This is a genomic window from Sphingobium sp. TCM1 (genome assembly GCF_001650725.1).
Classification (GTDB): Bacteria; Pseudomonadota; Alphaproteobacteria; order Sphingomonadales; family Sphingomonadaceae; genus Sphingobium.
In genome coordinates this window covers 369,011-388,458 of the sequence record NZ_LXVX01000012.1, presented here as the reverse complement: position 1 = coordinate 388,458, position 19,448 = coordinate 369,011, and the positions used below count along the sequence as shown (strand labels likewise).

19 protein-coding genes and 1 pseudogene are annotated in these 19,448 nt (G+C 64.8%); 13 read left to right on the top strand and 7 right to left on the bottom strand.

Annotation, left to right across the window (positions count from 1 at the left end; translation table 11 throughout):
- Positions 1-14: 14 nt before the first annotated feature.
- Positions 15-1,394 carry a DEAD/DEAH box helicase gene (locus tag A7Q26_RS10745; protein ID WP_066859357.1) on the bottom strand — a complete coding sequence of 460 codons (1,380 nt, stop codon included), beginning with the start codon at positions 1,392-1,394 and terminating at the stop codon, positions 15-17.
- A gap of 285 nt (positions 1,395-1,679) precedes the next feature.
- Positions 1,680-2,150, bottom strand: coding sequence for a pyridoxamine 5'-phosphate oxidase family protein (locus tag A7Q26_RS10740; RefSeq protein WP_066859503.1), 471 nt, complete (start codon positions 2,148-2,150; stop codon positions 1,680-1,682).
- 97 nt (positions 2,151-2,247) lie between these two features.
- Between A7Q26_RS10740 and A7Q26_RS10735 the strand changes: the two genes are divergently transcribed.
- The 11 genes from A7Q26_RS10735 (at position 2,248) to A7Q26_RS25880 (ending at position 11,400) form a co-directional block, all read left to right on the top strand.
- The gene (locus tag A7Q26_RS10735; protein ID WP_066859502.1) at positions 2,248-2,823 is read left to right on the top strand and encodes a NifU family protein; all 576 of its coding nucleotides are present in this window, start codon (positions 2,248-2,250) and stop codon (positions 2,821-2,823) included.
- A gap of 85 nt (positions 2,824-2,908) precedes the next feature.
- Complete coding sequence (gene tsaB / locus A7Q26_RS10730) at positions 2,909-3,535, top strand: tRNA (adenosine(37)-N6)-threonylcarbamoyltransferase complex dimerization subunit type 1 TsaB (RefSeq protein WP_066859356.1); 627 nt, start codon at positions 2,909-2,911, stop codon at positions 3,533-3,535.
- A complete protein-coding gene (locus tag A7Q26_RS10725) occupies positions 3,532-4,011 on the top strand; it encodes a GNAT family N-acetyltransferase (RefSeq protein ID WP_066859355.1) in 480 nt (159 codons plus the stop codon). The genes tsaB and A7Q26_RS10725 overlap by 4 nt, the downstream gene beginning before the upstream one ends.
- A 112-nt stretch (positions 4,012-4,123) precedes the next feature.
- Entirely contained in the window at positions 4,124-4,546 is a 423-nt protein-coding gene (locus A7Q26_RS10720) for a MucR family transcriptional regulator (protein ID WP_066859354.1), read from the top strand.
- Between the two features lie 121 nt (positions 4,547-4,667).
- Positions 4,668-5,090, top strand: a complete 423-nt coding sequence (locus A7Q26_RS10715; RefSeq protein ID WP_017184208.1) for a Fur family transcriptional regulator — start codon at positions 4,668-4,670, stop codon at positions 5,088-5,090.
- 6 nt (positions 5,091-5,096) lie between these two features.
- A complete protein-coding gene (locus tag A7Q26_RS10710) occupies positions 5,097-5,855 on the top strand; it encodes a lysophospholipid acyltransferase family protein (protein WP_066859353.1) in 759 nt (252 codons plus the stop codon).
- Between the two features lie 9 nt (positions 5,856-5,864).
- A complete protein-coding gene (miaB, locus tag A7Q26_RS10705) occupies positions 5,865-7,214 on the top strand; it encodes a tRNA (N6-isopentenyl adenosine(37)-C2)-methylthiotransferase MiaB (protein ID WP_066859352.1) in 1,350 nt (449 codons plus the stop codon).
- A gap of 121 nt (positions 7,215-7,335) precedes the next feature.
- Positions 7,336-8,334, top strand: a complete 999-nt coding sequence (locus tag A7Q26_RS10700; RefSeq protein WP_066859351.1) for a PhoH family protein — start codon at positions 7,336-7,338, stop codon at positions 8,332-8,334.
- Between the two features lie 19 nt (positions 8,335-8,353).
- Positions 8,354-8,866 carry an rRNA maturation RNase YbeY gene (ybeY, locus tag A7Q26_RS10695; RefSeq protein ID WP_066859350.1) on the top strand — a complete coding sequence of 171 codons (513 nt, stop codon included), beginning with the start codon at positions 8,354-8,356 and terminating at the stop codon, positions 8,864-8,866.
- An 8-nt stretch (positions 8,867-8,874) separates the two neighbouring features.
- The gene (locus tag A7Q26_RS10690; RefSeq protein WP_066859349.1) at positions 8,875-9,810 is read left to right on the top strand and encodes a hemolysin family protein; all 936 of its coding nucleotides are present in this window, start codon (positions 8,875-8,877) and stop codon (positions 9,808-9,810) included.
- A 111-nt stretch (positions 9,811-9,921) separates the two neighbouring features.
- Positions 9,922-11,400: a DUF2142 domain-containing protein gene (locus A7Q26_RS25880; protein WP_066859348.1), complete on the top strand. Its 1,479-nt coding sequence runs from the start codon at positions 9,922-9,924 to the stop codon at positions 11,398-11,400.
- Between the two features lie 39 nt (positions 11,401-11,439).
- Here A7Q26_RS25880 and A7Q26_RS26225 read toward each other — a convergent pair.
- From A7Q26_RS26225 to A7Q26_RS10670, 4 genes and pseudogenes are all read right to left on the bottom strand, one after another.
- Positions 11,440-11,814: pseudogene (locus A7Q26_RS26225) on the bottom strand (phosphatase PAP2 family protein); the annotation flags it as partial.
- 178 nt (positions 11,815-11,992) lie between these two features.
- Complete coding sequence (lpdA, locus tag A7Q26_RS10680; protein WP_066859347.1) at positions 11,993-13,408, bottom strand: dihydrolipoyl dehydrogenase; 1,416 nt, start codon at positions 13,406-13,408, stop codon at positions 11,993-11,995.
- A 17-nt stretch (positions 13,409-13,425) separates the two neighbouring features.
- Positions 13,426-13,842 carry an acyl-CoA thioesterase gene (locus tag A7Q26_RS10675; RefSeq protein WP_066859346.1) on the bottom strand — a complete coding sequence of 139 codons (417 nt, stop codon included), beginning with the start codon at positions 13,840-13,842 and terminating at the stop codon, positions 13,426-13,428.
- The gene (locus A7Q26_RS10670; protein WP_066859345.1) at positions 13,842-15,134 is read right to left on the bottom strand and encodes a pyruvate dehydrogenase complex dihydrolipoamide acetyltransferase; all 1,293 of its coding nucleotides are present in this window, start codon (positions 15,132-15,134) and stop codon (positions 13,842-13,844) included. Before A7Q26_RS10670 ends, A7Q26_RS10675 begins: the two co-directional genes overlap by 1 nt.
- 186 nt (positions 15,135-15,320) lie before the next feature.
- Between A7Q26_RS10670 and A7Q26_RS10665 the strand changes: the two genes are divergently transcribed.
- Complete coding sequence (locus A7Q26_RS10665) at positions 15,321-15,776, top strand: universal stress protein (RefSeq protein WP_066859344.1); 456 nt, start codon at positions 15,321-15,323, stop codon at positions 15,774-15,776.
- 121 nt (positions 15,777-15,897) lie between these two features.
- On the opposite strand, the gene rnr is transcribed toward A7Q26_RS10665, so the two are convergent.
- Positions 15,898-18,198: a ribonuclease R gene (gene rnr, locus A7Q26_RS10660; protein WP_066859343.1), complete on the bottom strand. Its 2,301-nt coding sequence runs from the start codon at positions 18,196-18,198 to the stop codon at positions 15,898-15,900.
- Positions 18,199-18,293: 95 nt separating this feature from the next.
- Between rnr and A7Q26_RS10655 the strand changes: the two genes are divergently transcribed.
- Entirely contained in the window at positions 18,294-19,415 is a 1,122-nt protein-coding gene (locus A7Q26_RS10655) for a 2OG-Fe(II) oxygenase (RefSeq protein ID WP_066859342.1), read from the top strand.
- The last annotated feature ends 33 nt before the right edge of the window (positions 19,416-19,448 follow it).

Below are 19,448 nucleotides of genomic sequence, written 5' to 3'. Positions count from 1 at the left end.
ACGGCATCAGGCAATCAGCGCGGGGCGCCGGTGCGCTGGACCGCGCCCTTATGTGCGCCCACGCCGCCACGACGGCGACGGCGGAACGGCTTTTTCTCACCGCCCTCCGAATCCGCGCGATGCGCCCGGTCGGGCGTCCCGCGCTGCGCCTTCTGCCCGTCCTGGTAGCGGCGCTGCCCTTCGGCCCGCTTGGCCTGCTGCTGCGGCGTCTGGCTCGGCCCCTTGCGCGGTGCGGCGGGCTTGGGAAGGTTGCGAACCGCCTCCAGGAAATTCTCCGGAAGCGGTGCTATGTCGAGCTTTACGCGCGTCGCCTTCTCTATGGCCTTGAGATAGGGCCGTTCATCATCCGCCACGAAGCTGATCGCCACGCCCTCGGCGCCGGCACGCGCGGTGCGACCGATGCGGTGGACATATTGTTCGGGCACGTTGGGAATTTCGAAGTTGATGACATGGCTGACGCCCGACACGTCGATGCCGCGCGCAGCGATGTCGGTCGCGACCAGCAGTTTCACCTTGCCCTGACGAAACGCCTGGAGCGCGGTCGTGCGCTGGCCCTGGCTCTTGTTGCCATGGATGGCAAAGGCATCGATGCCCGCGCCTTCCAGGAAACGCACGACCCGGTCGGCGCCATGCTTGGTGCGGGTGAAGATCAGGGCGCGGTCAATATCCTCGGTATTGAGGACGATATGCAGCAATGCCTGCTTTTCCGCCTGATTCACGAAGGTCGCCTGCTGACGCACCCGTTCCGCCGTGGTGGATTGCGGCGCAACGCTGACCTTGACCGGATCGTTCAGGAACTGGCCGGCCAGCGCCTCGATCTCCTTGGGCATGGTGGCGGAGAAAAACAGGTTCTGGCGGTCGCGCGGCAGCAATTTGGCCACCCGGCGCAGCGGATGAATGAAACCCATGTCCATCATCTGGTCGGCTTCGTCGAGCACGAAGATTTCGGTGTCCTTGATGGTGAAGGCGCGCTGGTCGATCAGGTCGAGCAGGCGGCCGGGCGTGGCGACAACGATGTCGACACCCTGCGACAAAGCCCGGATCTGCTTGTTGATCGGCACGCCGCCGAACACGGTTTCGACCGACAGCTTGAGGAAGCGGCCATAATCGCGGAAGCTCTGCGCGATCTGCGCGGCGAGTTCGCGGGTCGGCGACAGCACCAGCATCCGGCAGCCCTTGACCGGCGTCACCTTGGGATTGCGCGCAAAATAGTCGAGACTGGGCAGCGCGAATGCCGCGGTCTTGCCGGTGCCGGTCTGGGCGATGCCGCACAGATCCTTGCCCTCGAGCAGAACGGGAATCGCCTTCTGCTGGATTGGTGTCGGGGTGGCATATTTCTTTGCGGCAAGCGCCTTCAGGATTGGCTCGGACAAGCCAAGATCTGTAAATTCCATGGATAAACTCACAAGTCGGCCATGCGCCGACTTCGCTGCGGACGCAGCAAGGGCGCGAGGCGGGTTACGAAACGACCCGCGTGAAAAGGGAAGCCTCAAGCTTGGCGCAGACTGTCATTGGCCGGTCCTCCAACCCTTCGGGGGTTCGGGACGATCACGCTGCCAATCGCTGGGGACCACAGGGGTCATCTGCTGCGCTGCGGCGCATATGGAGGAAGTGCGGGCAAATAGCAAGCGGCCCCGACCATCACAGCGGAGCCGCCACATTCTTGAATGGAATAGGGATCAGAGCGCGACTTCGGCGTGCTTCCCCTTCATTTCGCTCCGCACGTCGCCGCCGAACATCATCTTGAACACACCTTTGAGCGAGAGGTCGGCGCGCCAGATTTCAGCCTTACCGAGGTCCAGCCGAAGCATCAGCAGGTTGGGATCATTCCGCCCGCCCGGATACCAGGCCTCCACCTGCTTCGACCAGTAACGATCGATCACCGCCGGGTCGGTCTCGGGCACGAGCGTCCCTTCGATGCAGGCGAAGAGATGATGGTCCTTGGCCACGAACTGCGCCATCGCCGGTCCACCGGGCGCCAGGCGATTGTCCTTGGCCGTATAGAACCAGAAGCAGTGATTGGCCTGCGGATCGAGTTGCGCCGTCATCGGCAGGCTGTGTTCCGCATTGCCCTTCAATCCCACCATCAGGAAGGGGCTGCTCGACAGATCGGCCCAGAAACGGTCGCGGATATCGGCTTCGTCGGTCATCATCCTGTCTCCTTAAGGCTTTCCCCTTCAATGGTCGTCGCACGACGAAGTTCCCGAAACGCTTGATCTTGGTCGCGCCAATCGCCACATGAGCGCCATGTTGATCGAGACCGAACTGACGCCCAACCCGGCCACCATCAAATTCCTGCCTGGCCGCGAGGTCATGGGTGCGGGCACGCGCGATTTCGCGACGCCCGAGGAAGCGGAGGCCTCCCCGCTGGCCGACGCCCTGTTCGGCCTGGGTGACGTGACCGGCGTGTTCTTCGGCAGTGATTTTGTGTCGGTGACGATCGCACCGGGATCGGAATGGTCGGACGTGAAGCCCGACATTCTTGCCACGCTGCTGGAGCATTTCTCCGCCAACATGCCGCTCTTCGCGCCCGGCAGCGCGGCCGGCATCACTGTCCCGGCCGATGATGACGGCTTTGCCGACGACCCGGAAGATGCCGAAATCATCGAGCAGATTCGCGAGCTGATCGACACGCGTGTCCGCCCCGCCGTCGCCAATGACGGCGGCGACATCATCTATCGCGGCTTCGACAAGGGCACCGTATACCTGAAGATGCAGGGCGCTTGCTCGGGCTGCCCCTCCTCCACCGCGACGCTGAAGAACGGGATCGAGCAACTGCTCAAACATTATGTTCCCGAAGTGACCGAGGTGCGCGCGGTCTGAACCACGCCGCCGATTTGGCAAATCCGGCCGGATCGACTAACCGCTAGGCGAATCCGCATCCTGCGGCCGCTTGAGGGAGTGATTTTTGCGCCTGCTGGTGATCGACACTGCGACACAGGCCCTGTCCGTGGCGCTGCTGGAGGACGGTGCGCCGATCGGCCGATTTCACGACATTGTCGGGCGCGGCCATGCCGAAGCGCTGTTGCCCGCCATCGCCGCCCTGCCCGATGGCGGTCGAGCCGGCGCGATCGCCGTCGATGTCGGACCCGGCAGCTTTACGGGTGTACGCATCGGTATCGCCGCCGCGCGCGCGTTGGCGCTCGCCTGGAACATCCCGCTGCACGGCTACAGCGCCCCGGCACTGATCGCTGCGCGCGCGGCCCGGTCTCATGAAGGCGGCCCGCTGATCGTCACCATCACCGGCGGGCATGGCGAGCTTTTCTGGCAGAGCTTCACCGCCGACGGCCTGACCGCCACCAGCGACATCGCCTCGACGCCGATTGCAGCGCTTGCCGAACGGATCGACGCAACAACCATCTTCGGGACAGGGGCCGAAGCGCTGGTCACCGCGCGCGGATCGGGCGCAGCGGCGACTCTGTACCCCGATGCAGGCGACTTCATGCTGATCGCCGACCTCGCGCCCCTGCCCCCGGTTCCCATCTACGGCCGGGGCGCGGACGCAAGGACCATGGCGGAGCGCGCCGCATCATGATCCCCGGCCTCGTGCTCGACAGCTATGACGAAGCGGATCGCAACGCGATGTCTGACGCCATGGATGTCATGGTCGCAGCCTTCGACCCGGTCTTTGGCGAGGCGTGGACGCTGCCTCAGGTCGCCGGCGTCATGATGATGCCCGGCACCTGGCTGACGGTCGCGCGGGTGGACGCCACACCGCTCGGCTTCGCACTGGTCCGGTCGGTGCTCGACGAATGCGAATTGCTGCTGCTGGCCGTGGCTCCGCTCTGGCGCGGGCGTGGTGTCGGGGAAACCCTGTTGCGCGATAGCCTGACGACAGCGCGCCGCAGAGGCATCTTGTCGATGAACCTTGAAGTACGCGCCACCAACAACGCCGTCCGCCTGTATGAGAAAGCAGGCTTTGAATATGTGCATCGGCGCCCTGGTTATTATCGTGGTAAAGATGGTCAACTTTATGATGCACTGAGTTTTCGCAAAGACATGCGAATTTGACGCATTCCGGTATTGCGAAATGGGACGCCAAGGTTTAGCGAGGCCGTACCGCTCCTGAAATCAATTCCTCGGGCGGGTCGCAACACAATATAGCCTTGTAGGAAATAGAAAAATGGAAACCGAATCGGCTCAGAGCGAACTGCTCATTACTTTGACATCGGATATTGTCGCCGCCCATGTGTCGAACAACAGTGTAGCGGTCTCGGACGTATCTTCGCTGATTCAGAATGTTCATGCCGCCCTGTCGGCTCTGAACCAGCCGGTCGCCGCCCCGGAAGTAAAGCCGGAGCCAGCCGTTTCGGTCCGTTCGTCGATCAAGCCGGATTACATCATCTGCCTTGAGGACGGCAAGAAGCTGAAGATGCTCAAGCGTCACCTGATGACCCATTATCAGATGACCCCCGAAGATTATCGCGCCAAGTGGGGCCTGCCGGCCGACTATCCGATGGTCGCGCCCAATTATGCCGAACAGCGCCGCAGCCTGGCGAAGAAGATCGGCCTGGGCACCAAGCGTCGCCGCACCCGCAGCAAATAATCGTCGCACCTGGCAAAAGCCGGTTGCAAGAGGGGCGCGTCGTGGACGCGCCCCTTTCCTGTCTGGGTAAAAGCCGCTAGGCTTTGTCCGAATTTTCGCCAAAGCCAATAAGCGAGCCTGCATGAACCGCAAAATCGACGTCGAAGCCCTGTGCCATGAAAAGGGGCTGCGCATCACCGAGCAGCGCCGGGTGATCGCCCAGGTGTTGAGCGACGCAACCGATCATCCCGATGTCGAGGAACTGCATAAACGCTCTGCCGCCATCGACCCCGGCATCTCCATTGCGACGGTTTACCGCACCGTGCGCCTGTTCGAGGAGGCCGGCATCCTGGAACGCCACGACTTCGGCGACGGGCGCGCCCGGTATGAAGCGGCGCCGGAATCGCACCACGACCATCTCATTGATGTCGAAACCGGCAACGTCATCGAATTCGTGGACCCGGAACTGGAACAGTTGCAGAAGCAGATCGCCGAGAAGCTGGGTTTCCGCCTGGTCGACCATCGCATGGAACTCTACGGCGTCGCGCTTGACCGCAAGAACTGATCCGACTTGGCCCGCCTGCGTCGACTGGTTCGCATCGGGGCGCTCGTCGGCAGCCTGCTGATCTGCCTTCCATTGCACCTGATCTGGCGGCTTGTCCGCCGCAGATCGCCTTGGCCGCGCCGTTTCCTGGGGCTGGCCGCGCGCTCGGTCGGGGCAGAGGTGCGGATCGAGGGGCGCCCGCATGACGGCGATATATTCCTGCTCGCCAATCATGTCAGCTGGATCGACATCTTGGCGCTGGGCGGCGCGACCGGCGCCGCCTTCGTCTCGCATGACGGCGTGGCCGGCTGGCCGGTCATCGGCTGGCTCGCCGCACAGAACAACACTTTGTTCGTCACGCGCGAACGGCGCGGCGCACTGTCCGGCCAGCTCGACGCGCTGCGCGCCGCGATGCTGGGTCATCAACCCGTAGCGCTCTTTCCGGAAGGCACAACCAGCGACGGCAGCGGCTTGCTGCCGTTCAAGCCATCGCTGCTTGCGGTGCTTCTCCCACCACCGCGCGCGGTGATGATCCAGCCCGTGCATATCGACTATGGCGACGCGACCCACGCGATCGCCTGGCATGGCGACGAGCCTGCCGGCGCCAATGCGAAACGCATCCTGGATCGCAAGGGGCGGCTGCCGGTCACGCTCCGCTTCCTGGAGTCGTTCGATCCCGCAGCCTGCGCCGATCGCAAGGCGATCGCCGCCCTGGCACATGGAAAGATCGCGCGAAGCATTGCCATGCATCAGCGCCCTTCCGCTCCGGCCTTGCCCCCTGTATAGCTGGACAGCATGAATCGTAACGACGCCCCAAAGACTCCAGCGACTTTCCACGTCAAATCCTTCGGCTGCCAGATGAACGTCTATGATGGCGAACGCATGGCCGAGATGCTGGGCACGCAGGGCATGACCGTTGCGGCGGACGGCAGCGAAGCCGATCTCGTCATCCTCAACACCTGCCACATCCGCGAAAAGGCCGTGGACAAGGTCTATTCCGACATTGGCCGCCTGACCCGCGAGGATGGCACGCGCCCGATGATCGCCGTCGCCGGCTGCGTCGCCCAGGCGGAGGGGAGCGAGATCCAGCGCCGCGCGCGCAGTGTCGATATCGTCGTCGGCCCGCAAGCCTATCACCGCCTGCCCGACCTGATCGACAAGGCGGGCCGCGGCGAGGACGCCGTCGATACCGACATGCCACTGGCCTCGAAATTCGGCGCCCTGCCCGCCCGTACAAAGCAGGCCCGCCCCACCGCCTTCCTGACGATCATGGAAGGCTGCGACAAATTCTGTACCTATTGCGTCGTGCCCTATACGCGTGGCGCGGAAATAAGCCGGTCGTGGAGCGCGATCATCGACGAGGCCAAGGCGCTGGTCGATGGCGGCGTGCGCGAGATCACCCTGCTCGGCCAGAATGTGAACGCATGGACGGGCGAGGACGACAAGGGCCGCAAGCAGGGCATGGATGGTCTGGCCCGCGAACTGGCGAGAATCCCGGACCTGAAGCGCATTCGCTACACCACCAGCCATCCCAACGACATGAGCGACGGCTTGATCGCCGCCCATGGCGACGAACCCAAGCTGATGCCCTTCCTCCATCTGCCGGTGCAGTCGGGCAACAACCGCATTCTCAAGGCGATGAATCGCAGCCATAGCGCGGAGAGCTATCTGCGCATCATCGAGCGCGTGCGCGAAATGCGGCCGGACATCGCGCTGTCGGGCGACTTCATCGTCGGCTTCCCCGGCGAAACCGACGCTGAGTTCGAGGATACGCTGAAGATCGTCGAGCAAGCGCGTTACGCCCAATGCTACAGCTTCAAATATAGCCCCCGTCCCGGCACGCCCGCCGCCGACATGGATCACCAGATCCCGGCCGCGGTCATGGATGACCGGCTTGCCCGGCTCCAGGCGCTGATCAACCGTCATCAGGTGGAATTCAACAGCGCCACCGTCGGCCGTACCACGGACATTCTTCTGGAGCGAAAGGGCCGCTATCCCGGCCAGGTCATCGGCAAGTCGCCCTGGCTCCAGTCGGTGGTCGTGACCGCGCCGGAACTCAGCATCGGCGACATGGTCGAAGTCGATATCATCAGCGCCGGCCCGAACAGTCTGGCCGGCGAAATCAGCAGGAGGAAGGCCGCTTGAACCTACTCAAAGTCGTTCCCGCACACAGGGGAACCCATCTCCGAACCTGTCCTTCAGGCTCAATCGAAGGGAGATGGATCGCCGCTTTCGCGGGGATGACGGAAAAAGGGAGGATCTGAGCATGGCCAAGAAACCGCATCACCGCGAAGACATCGCCGAACGCGCCCGGCTCGAAGTCACGTTCGACCGGCCGCATCTACTGGGTGCGCTGTTCGGACAATATGACCAGAATCTGGTGGCGATCGAAAATCGCCTGGGCGTCTATATCGCCGCGCGCGGCAACAAGCTCCAGATCGAGGGCGAGGCCGAAGCCGCCGCCCGCGCGCGGGACGTGATGACCGGGCTCTACAATCGCATCGTCGCGGGGCAGGAAATCGATGCCGGTGCGGTCGAGGCGGTGATCGCCATGTCGTCCGAACCGACGCTCGACGGCATCATCCGCCAGGATGTTGCCGAACCGCCCAAGGTGATGATCCGCACGCGCAAGAAGACCATCGTTCCGCGCTCCGCGACACAGGTCACATACATGGAAGCGCTGACCCGGAACGACATCATCTTCGCGCTCGGCCCGGCCGGCACCGGCAAGACCTATCTCGCCGTCGCGCAGGCGGTGAGCCAGCTCATCACCGGCAGCGTCGATCGCCTGATCCTGTCCCGCCCCGCCGTCGAAGCGGGCGAGCGGCTGGGCTTCCTGCCTGGCGACATGAAGGAGAAGGTCGACCCCTATCTCCGGCCGATCTACGATGCACTTTATGATACGCTGCCGGCCGAACAGGTCGAGCGACGCATCGCATCGGGCGAGATCGAGATTGCTCCGCTCGCCTTCATGCGCGGTCGTACCCTGGCCAATGCCTTCATCGTGCTGGACGAAGCCCAGAACACCACCATTGCCCAGATGAAGATGTTTCTGACCCGCTTCGGCGAGGGCAGCCGAATGGTCATCTGCGGCGATCCCAAGCAGGTCGACCTGCCGCAACCGGGCATATCGGGCCTCGCCGACGCGGTTGCGCGGCTCGATGGCGTGGACGGAATCGCGATGGTGCCCTTCGGCATTGGCGACGTCGTCCGCCACCCGGTCGTCGGCCGTATCGTCCAGGCCTATGAGGGGCCGGATGCCTGATAAATGGAAAGATGTCTGAATGATTGAAGTCGCCGTCCTCCATGAAGAAGGCTGGCCCGGCATCGACTGGGACCTGCTGGCCCAGCGTGCCGTCGTCACCGCCATCGCGCACAGCCCCTATGCCGCTTTCGCGACGGACGAAGCGCTGTACGAGGTGGCGGTCAAGCTGACCACCGACGAGGAGGTGCACGCCCTCAATCGCGCCTATCGGGACAAGGACAAGCCGACCAACGTCCTGTCCTTCCCGATGGTGCAGGACGATCTGCTGGAAGTCACCGGCAACACCGATGATGGCGAAGTGCTGCTGGGCGATATCGTGCTGGCCGAAGGCGTTTGCGCCGCAGAGGCCGCAGAAAAGGGCATATCGGTTGCCGATCATGCCACGCATCTGATTGTTCATGGGACTTTTCATTTGCTTGGATATGATCATATGGACGACAATGAAGCCGAAGCGATGGAAGCGCTGGAGATTGCCGCGCTCCTCAGCATGGGCCTTTCCGATCCCTACGGGGACCGCGTAACAGGGGACTGAGTAGAAATATGGCTGAAGGCAGCCCGAAGGACAGCGCCTCTTCGAAAGAAGCGGACAGTAGCAACGAGGGCGGCTTATGGAGCGGCATCAAGTCGCTCTTGTTCGGCGAGGGTGAGGAAACCAGCCTCCGGAAGGAGCTGGAGGAAGCGCTCGACGAATATGACGAGGACGAGCAGGACGAGAACCCGCCGGCCAAGGGCGACCTGTCGGCGATCGAACGCCAGATGGTCCGCAACCTGCTCCATTTTTCCGAACATACGGTAGACGACGTGGCGGTACCCCGCTCCGACATCATCGCGATCGAGGAGAAGGCGAGCTTCGCCGATCTTGCCGCCCTGTTCGCCGAAGCGGGTCATAGTCGCATCCCGGTCTATCGTGAAAATCTCGACACCATCGTCGGCATGATCCACATCCGCGATGCCTTCGCGATCCTCGCCGGAAAGGCGCCGGTGCCCGATACGCTGGAACCGCTGATCCGCCAGCCGCTCTACGTGCCCGAAAGCATGGGTGCGCTCGACCTGCTCGCCGAAATGCGCGCCAAGCGCACCCATCTCGCCATCGTGCTGGACGAATATTCGGGGACCGAAGGGCTGCTAACCTTCGAGGATCTGGTCGAGGAAATCGTCGGCGAGGTCGAGGATGAGCATGACGACGCGCCCGAAGCGATGCTCGTGCCGCTGGAAGGCGGCCTCTGGGAAGCGGACGCCCGTGCGGAACTGGATGATGTCGCGGAGGAGATTGACGAGCGGCTGGGCGATGTCGAGGAAGATGTCGACACGCTGGGTGGCCTCGCCTTCGTCCTCGCCGGCCGCGTACCGGAACCCGGCGAGATCGTCGAGCATGGGACGAGCGGCTGGAAACTGGAGATCGTCGCCAGCGACGGCCGCCGCGTCACGCGCTTGCGCCTGCACCCGCCGGTCGAACGGGAAGTGGTGGACGAATGAAGCTGCACGCCGGCAATTTCCGGTAACTGACGCGAAATATTAAGTCTCTGCGCGCATAGCATGGCCTCGGAAAAAGCTGGGCGTGAACCGTCCTGTTGGGCATGGCGGGCGATGCGGAACGAACGACAATCGATGCGACGATATGGCAGCGCGGACATGCTGTTCGCTGCGCCTTGGAGCGGTGTCGAAAAGCTGCTGCTGGCTATCGTCTGCGTGGCCACCCTGTTTTTCGCGATCGTGACGCCGCCCTTTCAGGCACCCGACGAGAATCAGCATTATATGAAGGCGCTCTCGCTGGCGCAGGGCAATATCCTGACCGAGCAGCGCGGCGAGGCGATCGGCGCCGACCTGCCGCGAGCGGCGCTCGACATCCACGCCGTCGATTTTCCGACCGACGTGCCGCCAACGCCCCGTCGGTTCGAGCGCGACCAGTTGACCCGCAGCGCCGCTGCCGATCCCGCGCGCGCCGGCACGGCCTTCGCCGACTTCCCCAATGTCGCCAGCTATGCCCCCAGCCTCTACGCACCGGGCGCGGCGGGCCTGACGATCGGCCGGACGCTGGCGCTGCCGTGGATCGACGCCTTCTTTGTCGGGCGGCTGGTCAATGCGGTGACGGGCCTGATGTTGCTGATCGCTTCGCTCGCGCTGTTGCCCTTTGGCCGCAATGCCATGCTGGCGACCGCGCTGCTTCCGACCTTCGCCTATCAAACCGGCTCGCTGTCACCCGATTCCGTCATCAACGGTCTTGGCTTCCTCGGCCTCGCGCTGGCGCTACGCACCGGCTTCATGGGCGCCCCGCCGACGCGATCGGCGGCGCTGGTCGTAACCGCGCCGGTGCTTGCGCTGTGCAAGGGCGTCTATCTGCCGCTGATAGCGGCAGGCCTGCGCTGGACGGGCGATCGCCGTCCATGGCTGATGCTGGGCGCAATGGCGCTGGGCGCGGTCGCCTTCATCGGCTGGATGCACTATTCCGGCGGCAGCCAGGCGCTCTATCATATCCAGTCCCGCAAGACCGGCGAAACGATGATGACCGCGCCGCTGCGCGATCAACTCGCCATCATGGTGGCCGATCCTGCGGCCTATGCGCGCATCCTGACAAGCAGCGTGATCGAGCGCGCGCCCGTCTATGCGCTCCAGATCGTCGGCCGCTTCGGCTGGAACGCCATCCTGCTGCCCTTGCTCGCCTATCCGCTGGCTGCGCTGATGCTGGGCGCTGGCGTGGCGAGCGGGTCGGGCGCGCGCTTCGGCATCGGCCAGCGGCTCTGGTGGCTGGCGGTCGCGGCGGGCGGGGCGCTGCTCGTCGAAACCGCCATGTATCTGACCGGAACGCCGCTCGGCGCCGACTATATCCAGGGAACACAAGGGCGCTACTTTCTGCCCCTCCTGCCGCTGCTATTGCTGGCCCTGTCGCCCGATCAGCCGGTGCGGGGCGCGCCGCGTCTTCTCCTGCTGACGGCCATAACGCTAACCTTGGTCGCTGCCGCCACGGCCTTCGACAGCTTCTGGGTCCATGGCTTCATCACCCGCGACGGGATGCCGCCGCATGAGGGCATCGGTCGCGCGCTGCTCCTCCCCTCTCCCCGCTGGTAGCCAGACCGAACAGAAGGCGAGCCAGCCCAGCCCCTCGATCCAGCCGGCGGTTACATCGCTGGGCCAATGGACGCCCAGCCACACCCGGCTGACCCCGATCAGCGCGATGATCGCGGCGGCCGCGCCATAGACCCGGCGCCGCCCGGCCAGCATTGCCAGCGCGCCGAAGACCATCATGTTGCCCGCCGCGTGGCCGCTGGGAAAGCTGTAGGTGTGGACGATGTCCAGGTGCGGCAGCAAGTCCGGCCGGGGCGCGGCAAAGACCTGCTTCAGCAAAAGGTTGAGGACGGTCCCGCCCGCGATCGTCGTGGCCAGCCACAGCGCCGCCGTGCGCCGCCCGGTCCACAGCAGGGGCGTCAGCACCAGCGCCAGCAGCAGCAGTCGCCCCACGGTCCCTCCGATCGCCGACGCCATCCGCATCAGGACGGTGACATACTGCCCGGCACCGCTCTCCCGCGCCTGGCCGGCGGCCATCATCAGCCCAGCGTTCAGTCCGTCGAGCCACCCCGCACGCTGCAACAGCGCGATCCCGAGCACGCAAAAAAGCGCGAGAGCCAAAGCCCCCGCGCCTTTCACCAGCGTTATGCGTCGATCAGATATGAAGCGCACGGCCATAGGCCGCGAGCACGCTTTCGTGCATCGATTCGGAAATCGTCGGATGCGGGAAGACCGTGTGCATCAGTTCCGCCTCGGTCGTCTCCAGCGTCTTGCCGATGGTATAACCCTGGATCATCTCGGTCACTTCCGCACCGATCATGTGGGCGCCCAGCAATTCGCCGGTCTTGGCGTCGAACACGGTCTTGGTGAAGCCTTCGGCCTCGCCCAGCGCGATCGCCTTGCCATTGCCGATGAAGGGGAACATGCCGACCTTCACTTCATAGCCGGCCTCCTTGGCCTTAGCCTCGGTCAAGCCGACCGACGCGATCTGCGGATGGCAATAGGTGCAGCCCGGAATATTGCGCACGTCCATGGCATGGGGATGGACATCCTTGTTGCCCAGCGCCTGCGCGATGGCTTCGGCGACGATCACGCCCTCATGGCTCGCCTTGTGCGCCAACCATGGCGGCGCGGTCACGTCGCCGATCGCCCAGAAGCCGTCGACATTGGTCCGGCCATAGGCGTCGGTCTTGATGTGGAAGCGCTGGTCCGGCTCGATGCCGACATCTTCCAGCCCCAGATTTTCGACATTGGGGACGATGCCGATGGCGACGATGACATGGCTGTATTCGGCCGTGACATCCTTGCCGTCCTTGCCCTTGATCGTCGCGGTCACGCCCTTGTCGCCGGTCGCGATCTTCTCGATCTTGGCGCCGGTCATGATGGTCATGCCCTGCTTCTTCACCGCCTTTTCAAGGAAGGCGGAGACATCCGCGTCCTCGACGGGAACGATGCGATCCATCATTTCCACGACGGTCACGTCCGCGCCCATGTCGTTGTAGAAGCTGGCGAACTCGATTCCGATCGCGCCCGATCCGATGACCAGCAGCTTCGTCGGCATTTCCGGCGGCGTCATGGCGTGGCGATAGGTCCATACACGCTTGCCGTCGGCCTTGAGCTGCGGCAGATCGCGGGCGCGGGCGCCGGTCGCGATGATGATGTGCTTCGCCGTCAGTTCTTCGGTCTTGCCATCCTTGGTGACGCTCAGCTTGCCCTTTCCGGTCAGCTTGCCGTCGCCCATGTGGACGCTGATCTTGTTTTTCTTCATCAGGTGCGTGACGCCCTGATTGAGCTGCTTGGCGACGCCGCGCGAGCGCTTCACCACCGCCTCTATATCGGCGCTGATCTTCTCGGCCGCCAGGCCATAATCCTTGGCGTGCTGCATATAATGGAAGATTTCCGCGGAGCGCAGCAGCGCTTTGGTGGGGATGCAGCCCCAGTTGAGGCAGATGCCGCCCAGATTTTCGCGCTCGACGATCGCGGTCTTCAGCCCCAACTGGGCGGCGCGGATCGCGGCGACATAGCCGCCGGGGCCGGAGCCCAGAACGATGACATCGTAATTCTCAGCCATGGTCAGTCTCTCTTGTCTTATTCCGCCGGCCCGGAATGGGTCGGGAGGGGCGGCACGGAACGGGGCTGGCGATCCTCTCCGATCGCCACGAAGGTGAAGGTCGCGCGGGTGACACGATAGCTGCGGTCGTCATGGCGCGCACGGCGCCATGCTTCTACGTCGATCTTCATCGACGTGCGCCCGACGGAATTGAGGGTTGCGAACACCGATACCTCATCGCCGACGATGACCGGGCGCAGGAAGGACATGCCCTCCACCGCAATGGTGACGGCGCGGCCATGGCTGTAGCGGGCCGCGACGGAGCCGGCCGCCGAGTCCATCAGGCTCATCAGCCAGCCGCCGAAAATATCCCCATGGGGATTGGTATCGGCGGGCATGGCGATGACGCGCACCGCCGGGCTTTCGGCCGGCGGCTGCTCGTCGGGCGCAGCCATCAGGCCAGCATACCGATCGGGTTTTCGACCAATTCCTTGAACGCCTTCATCAGGCGGGCGCCATCGGCGCCGTCGATCGCGCGATGGTCGAAGCTGCCGGTCGCCGACATGACGGTCGCGATCTGAAGCGAGTCATCGACCACATAGGGTCGACGGTCTCCCGCGCCGATCGCCATGATCATGCCCTGGGGCGGGTTGATGACCGCTTCGAACTGCTTGATGCCGAACATGCCCATGTTGGACAGCGATGCGGTGCCGCCCTGATATTCCTGCGGCGCGAGCTTGCCGTCCTTGGCGCGGGCGGCCAGATCCTTCATCGCGGTCGAGATCGCGGCCACGCCCATGCTGTCGGCGCCCGTCACGATCGGGGTGATGAGGCCGCCGGGGATCGACACGGCGACGCTGATGTCGGCACGTTTGAATGCAAGCATCTGGTCGCCCGCGAACTGCACGTTGCATTCGGGCACCTGGATCAGCGCCACGCCGAGCGCCTTGATCAGCAGGTCGTTGACCGACAGCTTGACGTTGCGGCTGGCCAGACCGGCGTTCAATTCGCTGCGCAGCTTCAGCAGCTTGTCGAGCTGCACGTCCACCGTCAGGTAGATGTGCGGCACCTGCTGCTTGGATTCGGTCAGGCGGCGCGCGATCGTCTTGCGCATACCGCTGAGCTTGATGACCTCGTGCGGGATGCCGAAATCCTGCGCGGCGGCAGCGACCGGAGCCGGCGTGGAGGCAGACGCCGCGGGAGCCGGCGCGGCGGTGGCAGGCGTAGCCGGCTTGGCCGCCGGAGCAGCGCCCTCAAGGTCGGCCTTCACGACGCGGCCATTGGGACCGGAGCCGGCCACGGCCGACAGGTCGACGCCCTTCGCCTCGGCCAGGCGGCGCGCCAGCGGGCTTGCCTTCACGCGATTGTCGGCCGCAGCGGGAGGCGCCTTGGCGGGGATCACATCCGCCTTCGCCGCGGGTGCCTCGGCTTCCGACTTGGCGGGAATGGGGTCGGCCTTCGGCGCGGGGGCGCCGCCACCAGCGGCAGCGGCCGCAACATCCTCACCCTCTTCGGCGATGATGGCGATGACGGTGCCGACCTTTACGCCTTCGGACCCTTCGGCGACCAGGATCTTGGCGACCACGCCTTCATCCACCGCCTCGAACTCCATCGTCGCCTTGTCGGTTTCGATCTCCGCGAGCAGGTCGCCCGACGACACCGTGTCGCCCTCCTTGACCAGCCACTTGGCCAGCGTCCCTTCCTCCATGGTCGGGGACAAAGCGGGCATCTGGATCGTCTTGCTCATGCGTTCGGGGCCTCTTCTTGATTATGCGGCACGCGCCATTTGGTGCCCCGTTTCCACCCATTCGCCGGATCGGTCAAGCGAGCGCTTGCGGAAGCCGGATTTATCCCCCACATTTCACCTCACTGGTTCGTTGGCGTGTTTTTCCCGACCGTCCGGGCCATCAGTTCAACGCGGGGGCGATAAGAAGTGCGGACATATCTGGTTGTCGTGGACGAATCGCCGGAGGCCGAAACCGCGCTGCGCTTCGCCGCGCGGCGCGCCTCCAAGACGGGCGGCGCGGTCCGCATCCTGGCGCTGATCCCGCCGGCGGAGTTCGTCCAGTGGGGCGGCGTACAGGCGACGATGGAGGATGAGGCGCTGCAACGGGCCGAGGCGCTCGTGACCAGCGCCGCAGGCACGCTGACCGACGAATCGGGCATCCGCCCCAGCATCACCGTGCGTCAGGGCGAAGCCGTGGCGGTCGTGCGCAAGACGCTGGAGGAAATGGACGATGTCGCCGCCCTGGTGCTGGGTGCAGCCGCCAGCGGCAATCCGGGCAAGCTGGTGACCCACTTCGCAGGCGCGGACGCGGGCAAGCTGCCCTGCCCGATCATGATCATCCCGGGCGGCCTGGACGCCGACGCGATCGACCGGCTGAGCTGAATTTTTGGAAGCGGCCTTCCCCGCGGAGGCGGCTATCCATCTCCTGAGCGTTCTGCTTGGTGCGATGGCGGAGATCGGTTCCCGCTTTCGCGGGAATGACGGCAAGGGTTAGGGCGGGCTTCTATCTTTTATGCTTCCCCCGCTTCGCCCCGATATGCCGGATATTGGCGGGCCGCCCGCGCTTGATCCCCGGCCGCGTGCGATCCCGCTTCATCGGTCCTCCGCGCGGGCTAGGCGCATCGGGCAGTTCGAAGCGCAGCGCGCCATTGATCGGGTCCGCCTCCGCCAGCCGTAACTCCAGCCGCTGGCCGACGGTGTAGCGATCGCCGCTCTCCACGCCCTCCAGCGCCCGGCCCGCCTCGTCATAGAAAAATCGCTCCGCACCCAGCGTCGACACCGGCACCAGCCCGTCGCCGCCCAGCCCCTCGACCGTGGCGAAGAAGCCGAAATTCTGCACCCCGGTGATCCGCGCCTTCACCAGTTCGCCGACATGCGCCGACAGGAACGCCGCGACATAGCGGTCGATCGTCTCCCGTTCCGCTTCCATCGCGCGCCGTTCATGGCCGGAGATCATTTCGCCGACCCGACCCATATTCTCATAATCCTCCTGGCTGAGCGAGGAGCGATCGGGGATCACCCCGCCCTTGGGCGCGGGGAGTTCCAGGCCATGGGCGCCCACCAGCGCCCGATGCACCAGCAGGTCAGCATAGCGGCGAATGGGCGAGGTAAAATGGGCGTAGCTGCCCAGCGCCAGGCCGAAATGCCCCATATTCTGGGGACTGTAATAGGCCTGCGTCTGGCTGCGCAGGATCTGCTCCATGATCTGGGGCTTTTCCTCCGCCTCACCGATCTTCGCGATCAGCTGGTTGAAGGTCGAGGGCTTCACCACCTGTCCCAGCGCGAAGCTGATGTCGAACGTCGCCAGATATTCCTTGAGCGCCACCAGCTTGTCGCGGCTCGGCGGTTCATGGACGCGATACATGACCGGCGCCTTCTTCTGCTCCAGCGCCTTGGCCGCCGCGACATTGGCGGCAATCATATAGTCCTCGATCACCATATGCGCGTCGAGCCGCTCGCGCACGGCGACGCTCACGATCTTGCCATGCTCGTCCAGCACGACCCGCCGTTCGGGCAGGTCCAGCGCCAGCGGATCGCGCGCCGCCCGCGCCTTGTGCAGCAGCGCCCAGCAGGCCCAGAGCGGCCGCAGCGCCGGCTCCAGCAATTCATGATCCTTTTCGCCATTTATCGCCGCCTGCGCATCCTCATAGGCCAGCACGGCCGCCACGCGGATCACCGCCCGCGTGAAGCGCCAGGCCGTCACCTTGCCCTGCGCGTTGATGGTGAGGTGGCACGCCATTGCCGCCCGGTCCTGACCCGCGCGCAGCGAACACATGTCGGACGAAAGCTGATGCGGCAGCATCGGCACGACCAGGTCGGGGAAATAGACGCTGTTGCCCCGCTTCCTCGCTTCCTTGTCGAGCGCGCTGCCGGGGCGGACATAATAGCTGACGTCGGCAATGGCGACGATCGCCTTGAAACCGCCCGGATTGGCACCATCTTCGTCGGGCGCGGCCCAGACGGCGTCGTCATGATCGCGCGCATCGACCGGGTCGATCGCCACGATCGGCAGATGGCGCAGATCCTCACGCTTTTCCTCATGCAGCGGCAGGGCGGACGCCTTCACGGCCTCCTCCTCCACTCGCTCGGGGAACACATGGGGGATGCCATGCTTGTGGATCGCGATCAGGCTGAAGCTGCGCGGCGCAAAGGGATCGCCGAGAATATCCGTCACCCGCGCCGAAATGCGCGGCGGCCGCCCATGCGGTTCGGCCAGTACCAGATCGCCGGGCTTCGCCGTGCCGGCGTCGCTGATCGGCGTATCCTTGCGAATGCGCTTGTCCACCGGCCGCAGCCACAGCTTGCCGTCGGCCATCTCCTCGACCACGCCAAGCAATTCCTCGCTGGCCTTGGCGAGCTTCTTCATCGGATGTGCGATCCAGCCGCGCCCCGCCTCCTCGGTCCGGGCAAGGATGCGGTCGCCGATCGTCAGCGCCCCGCGTTTGCCGCGTTCCACCACGCGCAGTCTCGGCGCGGGCTGGCCTTCCGCTTCCCACCGTTCGGGCGTGGCGATCAGGGTCGTGTCATCGACATCGACGATCCGCAGCACCGTCACCTTCGGCACGCCGCCCATCTTGTGAAAGGCGCGCGCCGGGCCGATGTCGATCAGCCCTTCGTCCGCCATGTCCTTGAGCAGCGCCTTGAGCGCGATCTTCTCCTGCCCCTTCAGGCCGAACGCCTTGCCGATCTCGCGCTTGCCGGCGGGCGTGTCGGACTCGGCGATGAACGCCATGATCTGATCACGGGAGGGGAAGCCGGCGGGCCGGACCTTTGCGGGTTTCTTGTGCTTCTGGGTCGATGCCATGGATCGGGTATAGGGACGCCATCCCGCCAGTGGTAGCCATTATTCGCCGGCGAAGCCCCCTTGCAGGACCGCCCCGTCCGACGCAATCTCCCGGCATGACACGTCAGCTCAATCCGGGAGAGGTGGCGCCCTGGTTCCATGGCGCGGCGCTGGACGGCAATCCCAACTACGCCTTCAGCAGCGTGGGCGGCCGTTGGATCGTGATGCTCCTGATGGGCAGCGGGACAGCGGCGGGCAGCCAGGACGCGCTGGACCTGGTGGCGCGCCACCGCGCGATGTTCGATGACGAGGGCGCCTGCTTCTTCGGGGTGACGATGGACCCGCTGGATGCTGCGCAAGGACGGATCGCGCAAAGCCTGCCGGGCATACGCTGGTTCCTGGACTATGATGGCGCGATCTCAGCGCAGTTCGGCGCGCTCCGGGGTCGGGACGGGCAGCGGGCCTATCATCCCCATTGGCTGCTGATCGACCCGATGATGCGTGTCCGCCACGTCGCGTCCCTCGCCGAAGGAGACGGGCTGATCGCCATGCTGCGCGACAGGCCGCCGCTCCGGCCCGACATCGACGCCCCGGTCCTTGTCGTGCCCGACATTTTCTCCCCTGACCTCTGCCGCCGGATGATCGCGCTGCACGCGCAGCAGGGCGGAGAGGATTCTGGATTCATGCGGGAAGAGAATGGGATCACCGTCCTGAAGGTCGATCACACGCACAAGAAGCGACGCGATCTCGTAATCCAGGACACGGCGTTGATCGATCATCTCAAGGCGCGCATGGGCCAGACGCTGCGTCCCATGATCCAGCGCGCCTTCCAGTTCGACGTAACGCGCGTCGAACGGTTTCTGATCGCCTGCTACGACGCGCAGGAGGGCGGTTATTTCCGGCCGCATCGGGACAACACGACCAAGGGCACCGCCCATCGCCGCTTCGCCTGCACCGTCAACCTCAATGCCGAGGAGTTCGACGGCGGCGAACTGCGCTTTCCCGAATTTGGTGCCCGCAGCTACCGCGCCCCCACCGGCGGCGCGCTGATATTTTCCTGTTCGCTGCTACATGAAGCCTTACCGGTGACGCGCGGCCGCCGCTACGCCTTCCTGCCCTTCTTCTACGATGATGCCGCGGCCAGCCTGCGCGAACAGAATATCCGCTTCGTCGCGCCGGAAATCGGCGGCTACCGGTCGGGACTGCACGATCGCCCGCAGCGGGAAAGCGCCGGCTGAACTCTGGCTCACTTGCCAATGTTCTTTGTTTGT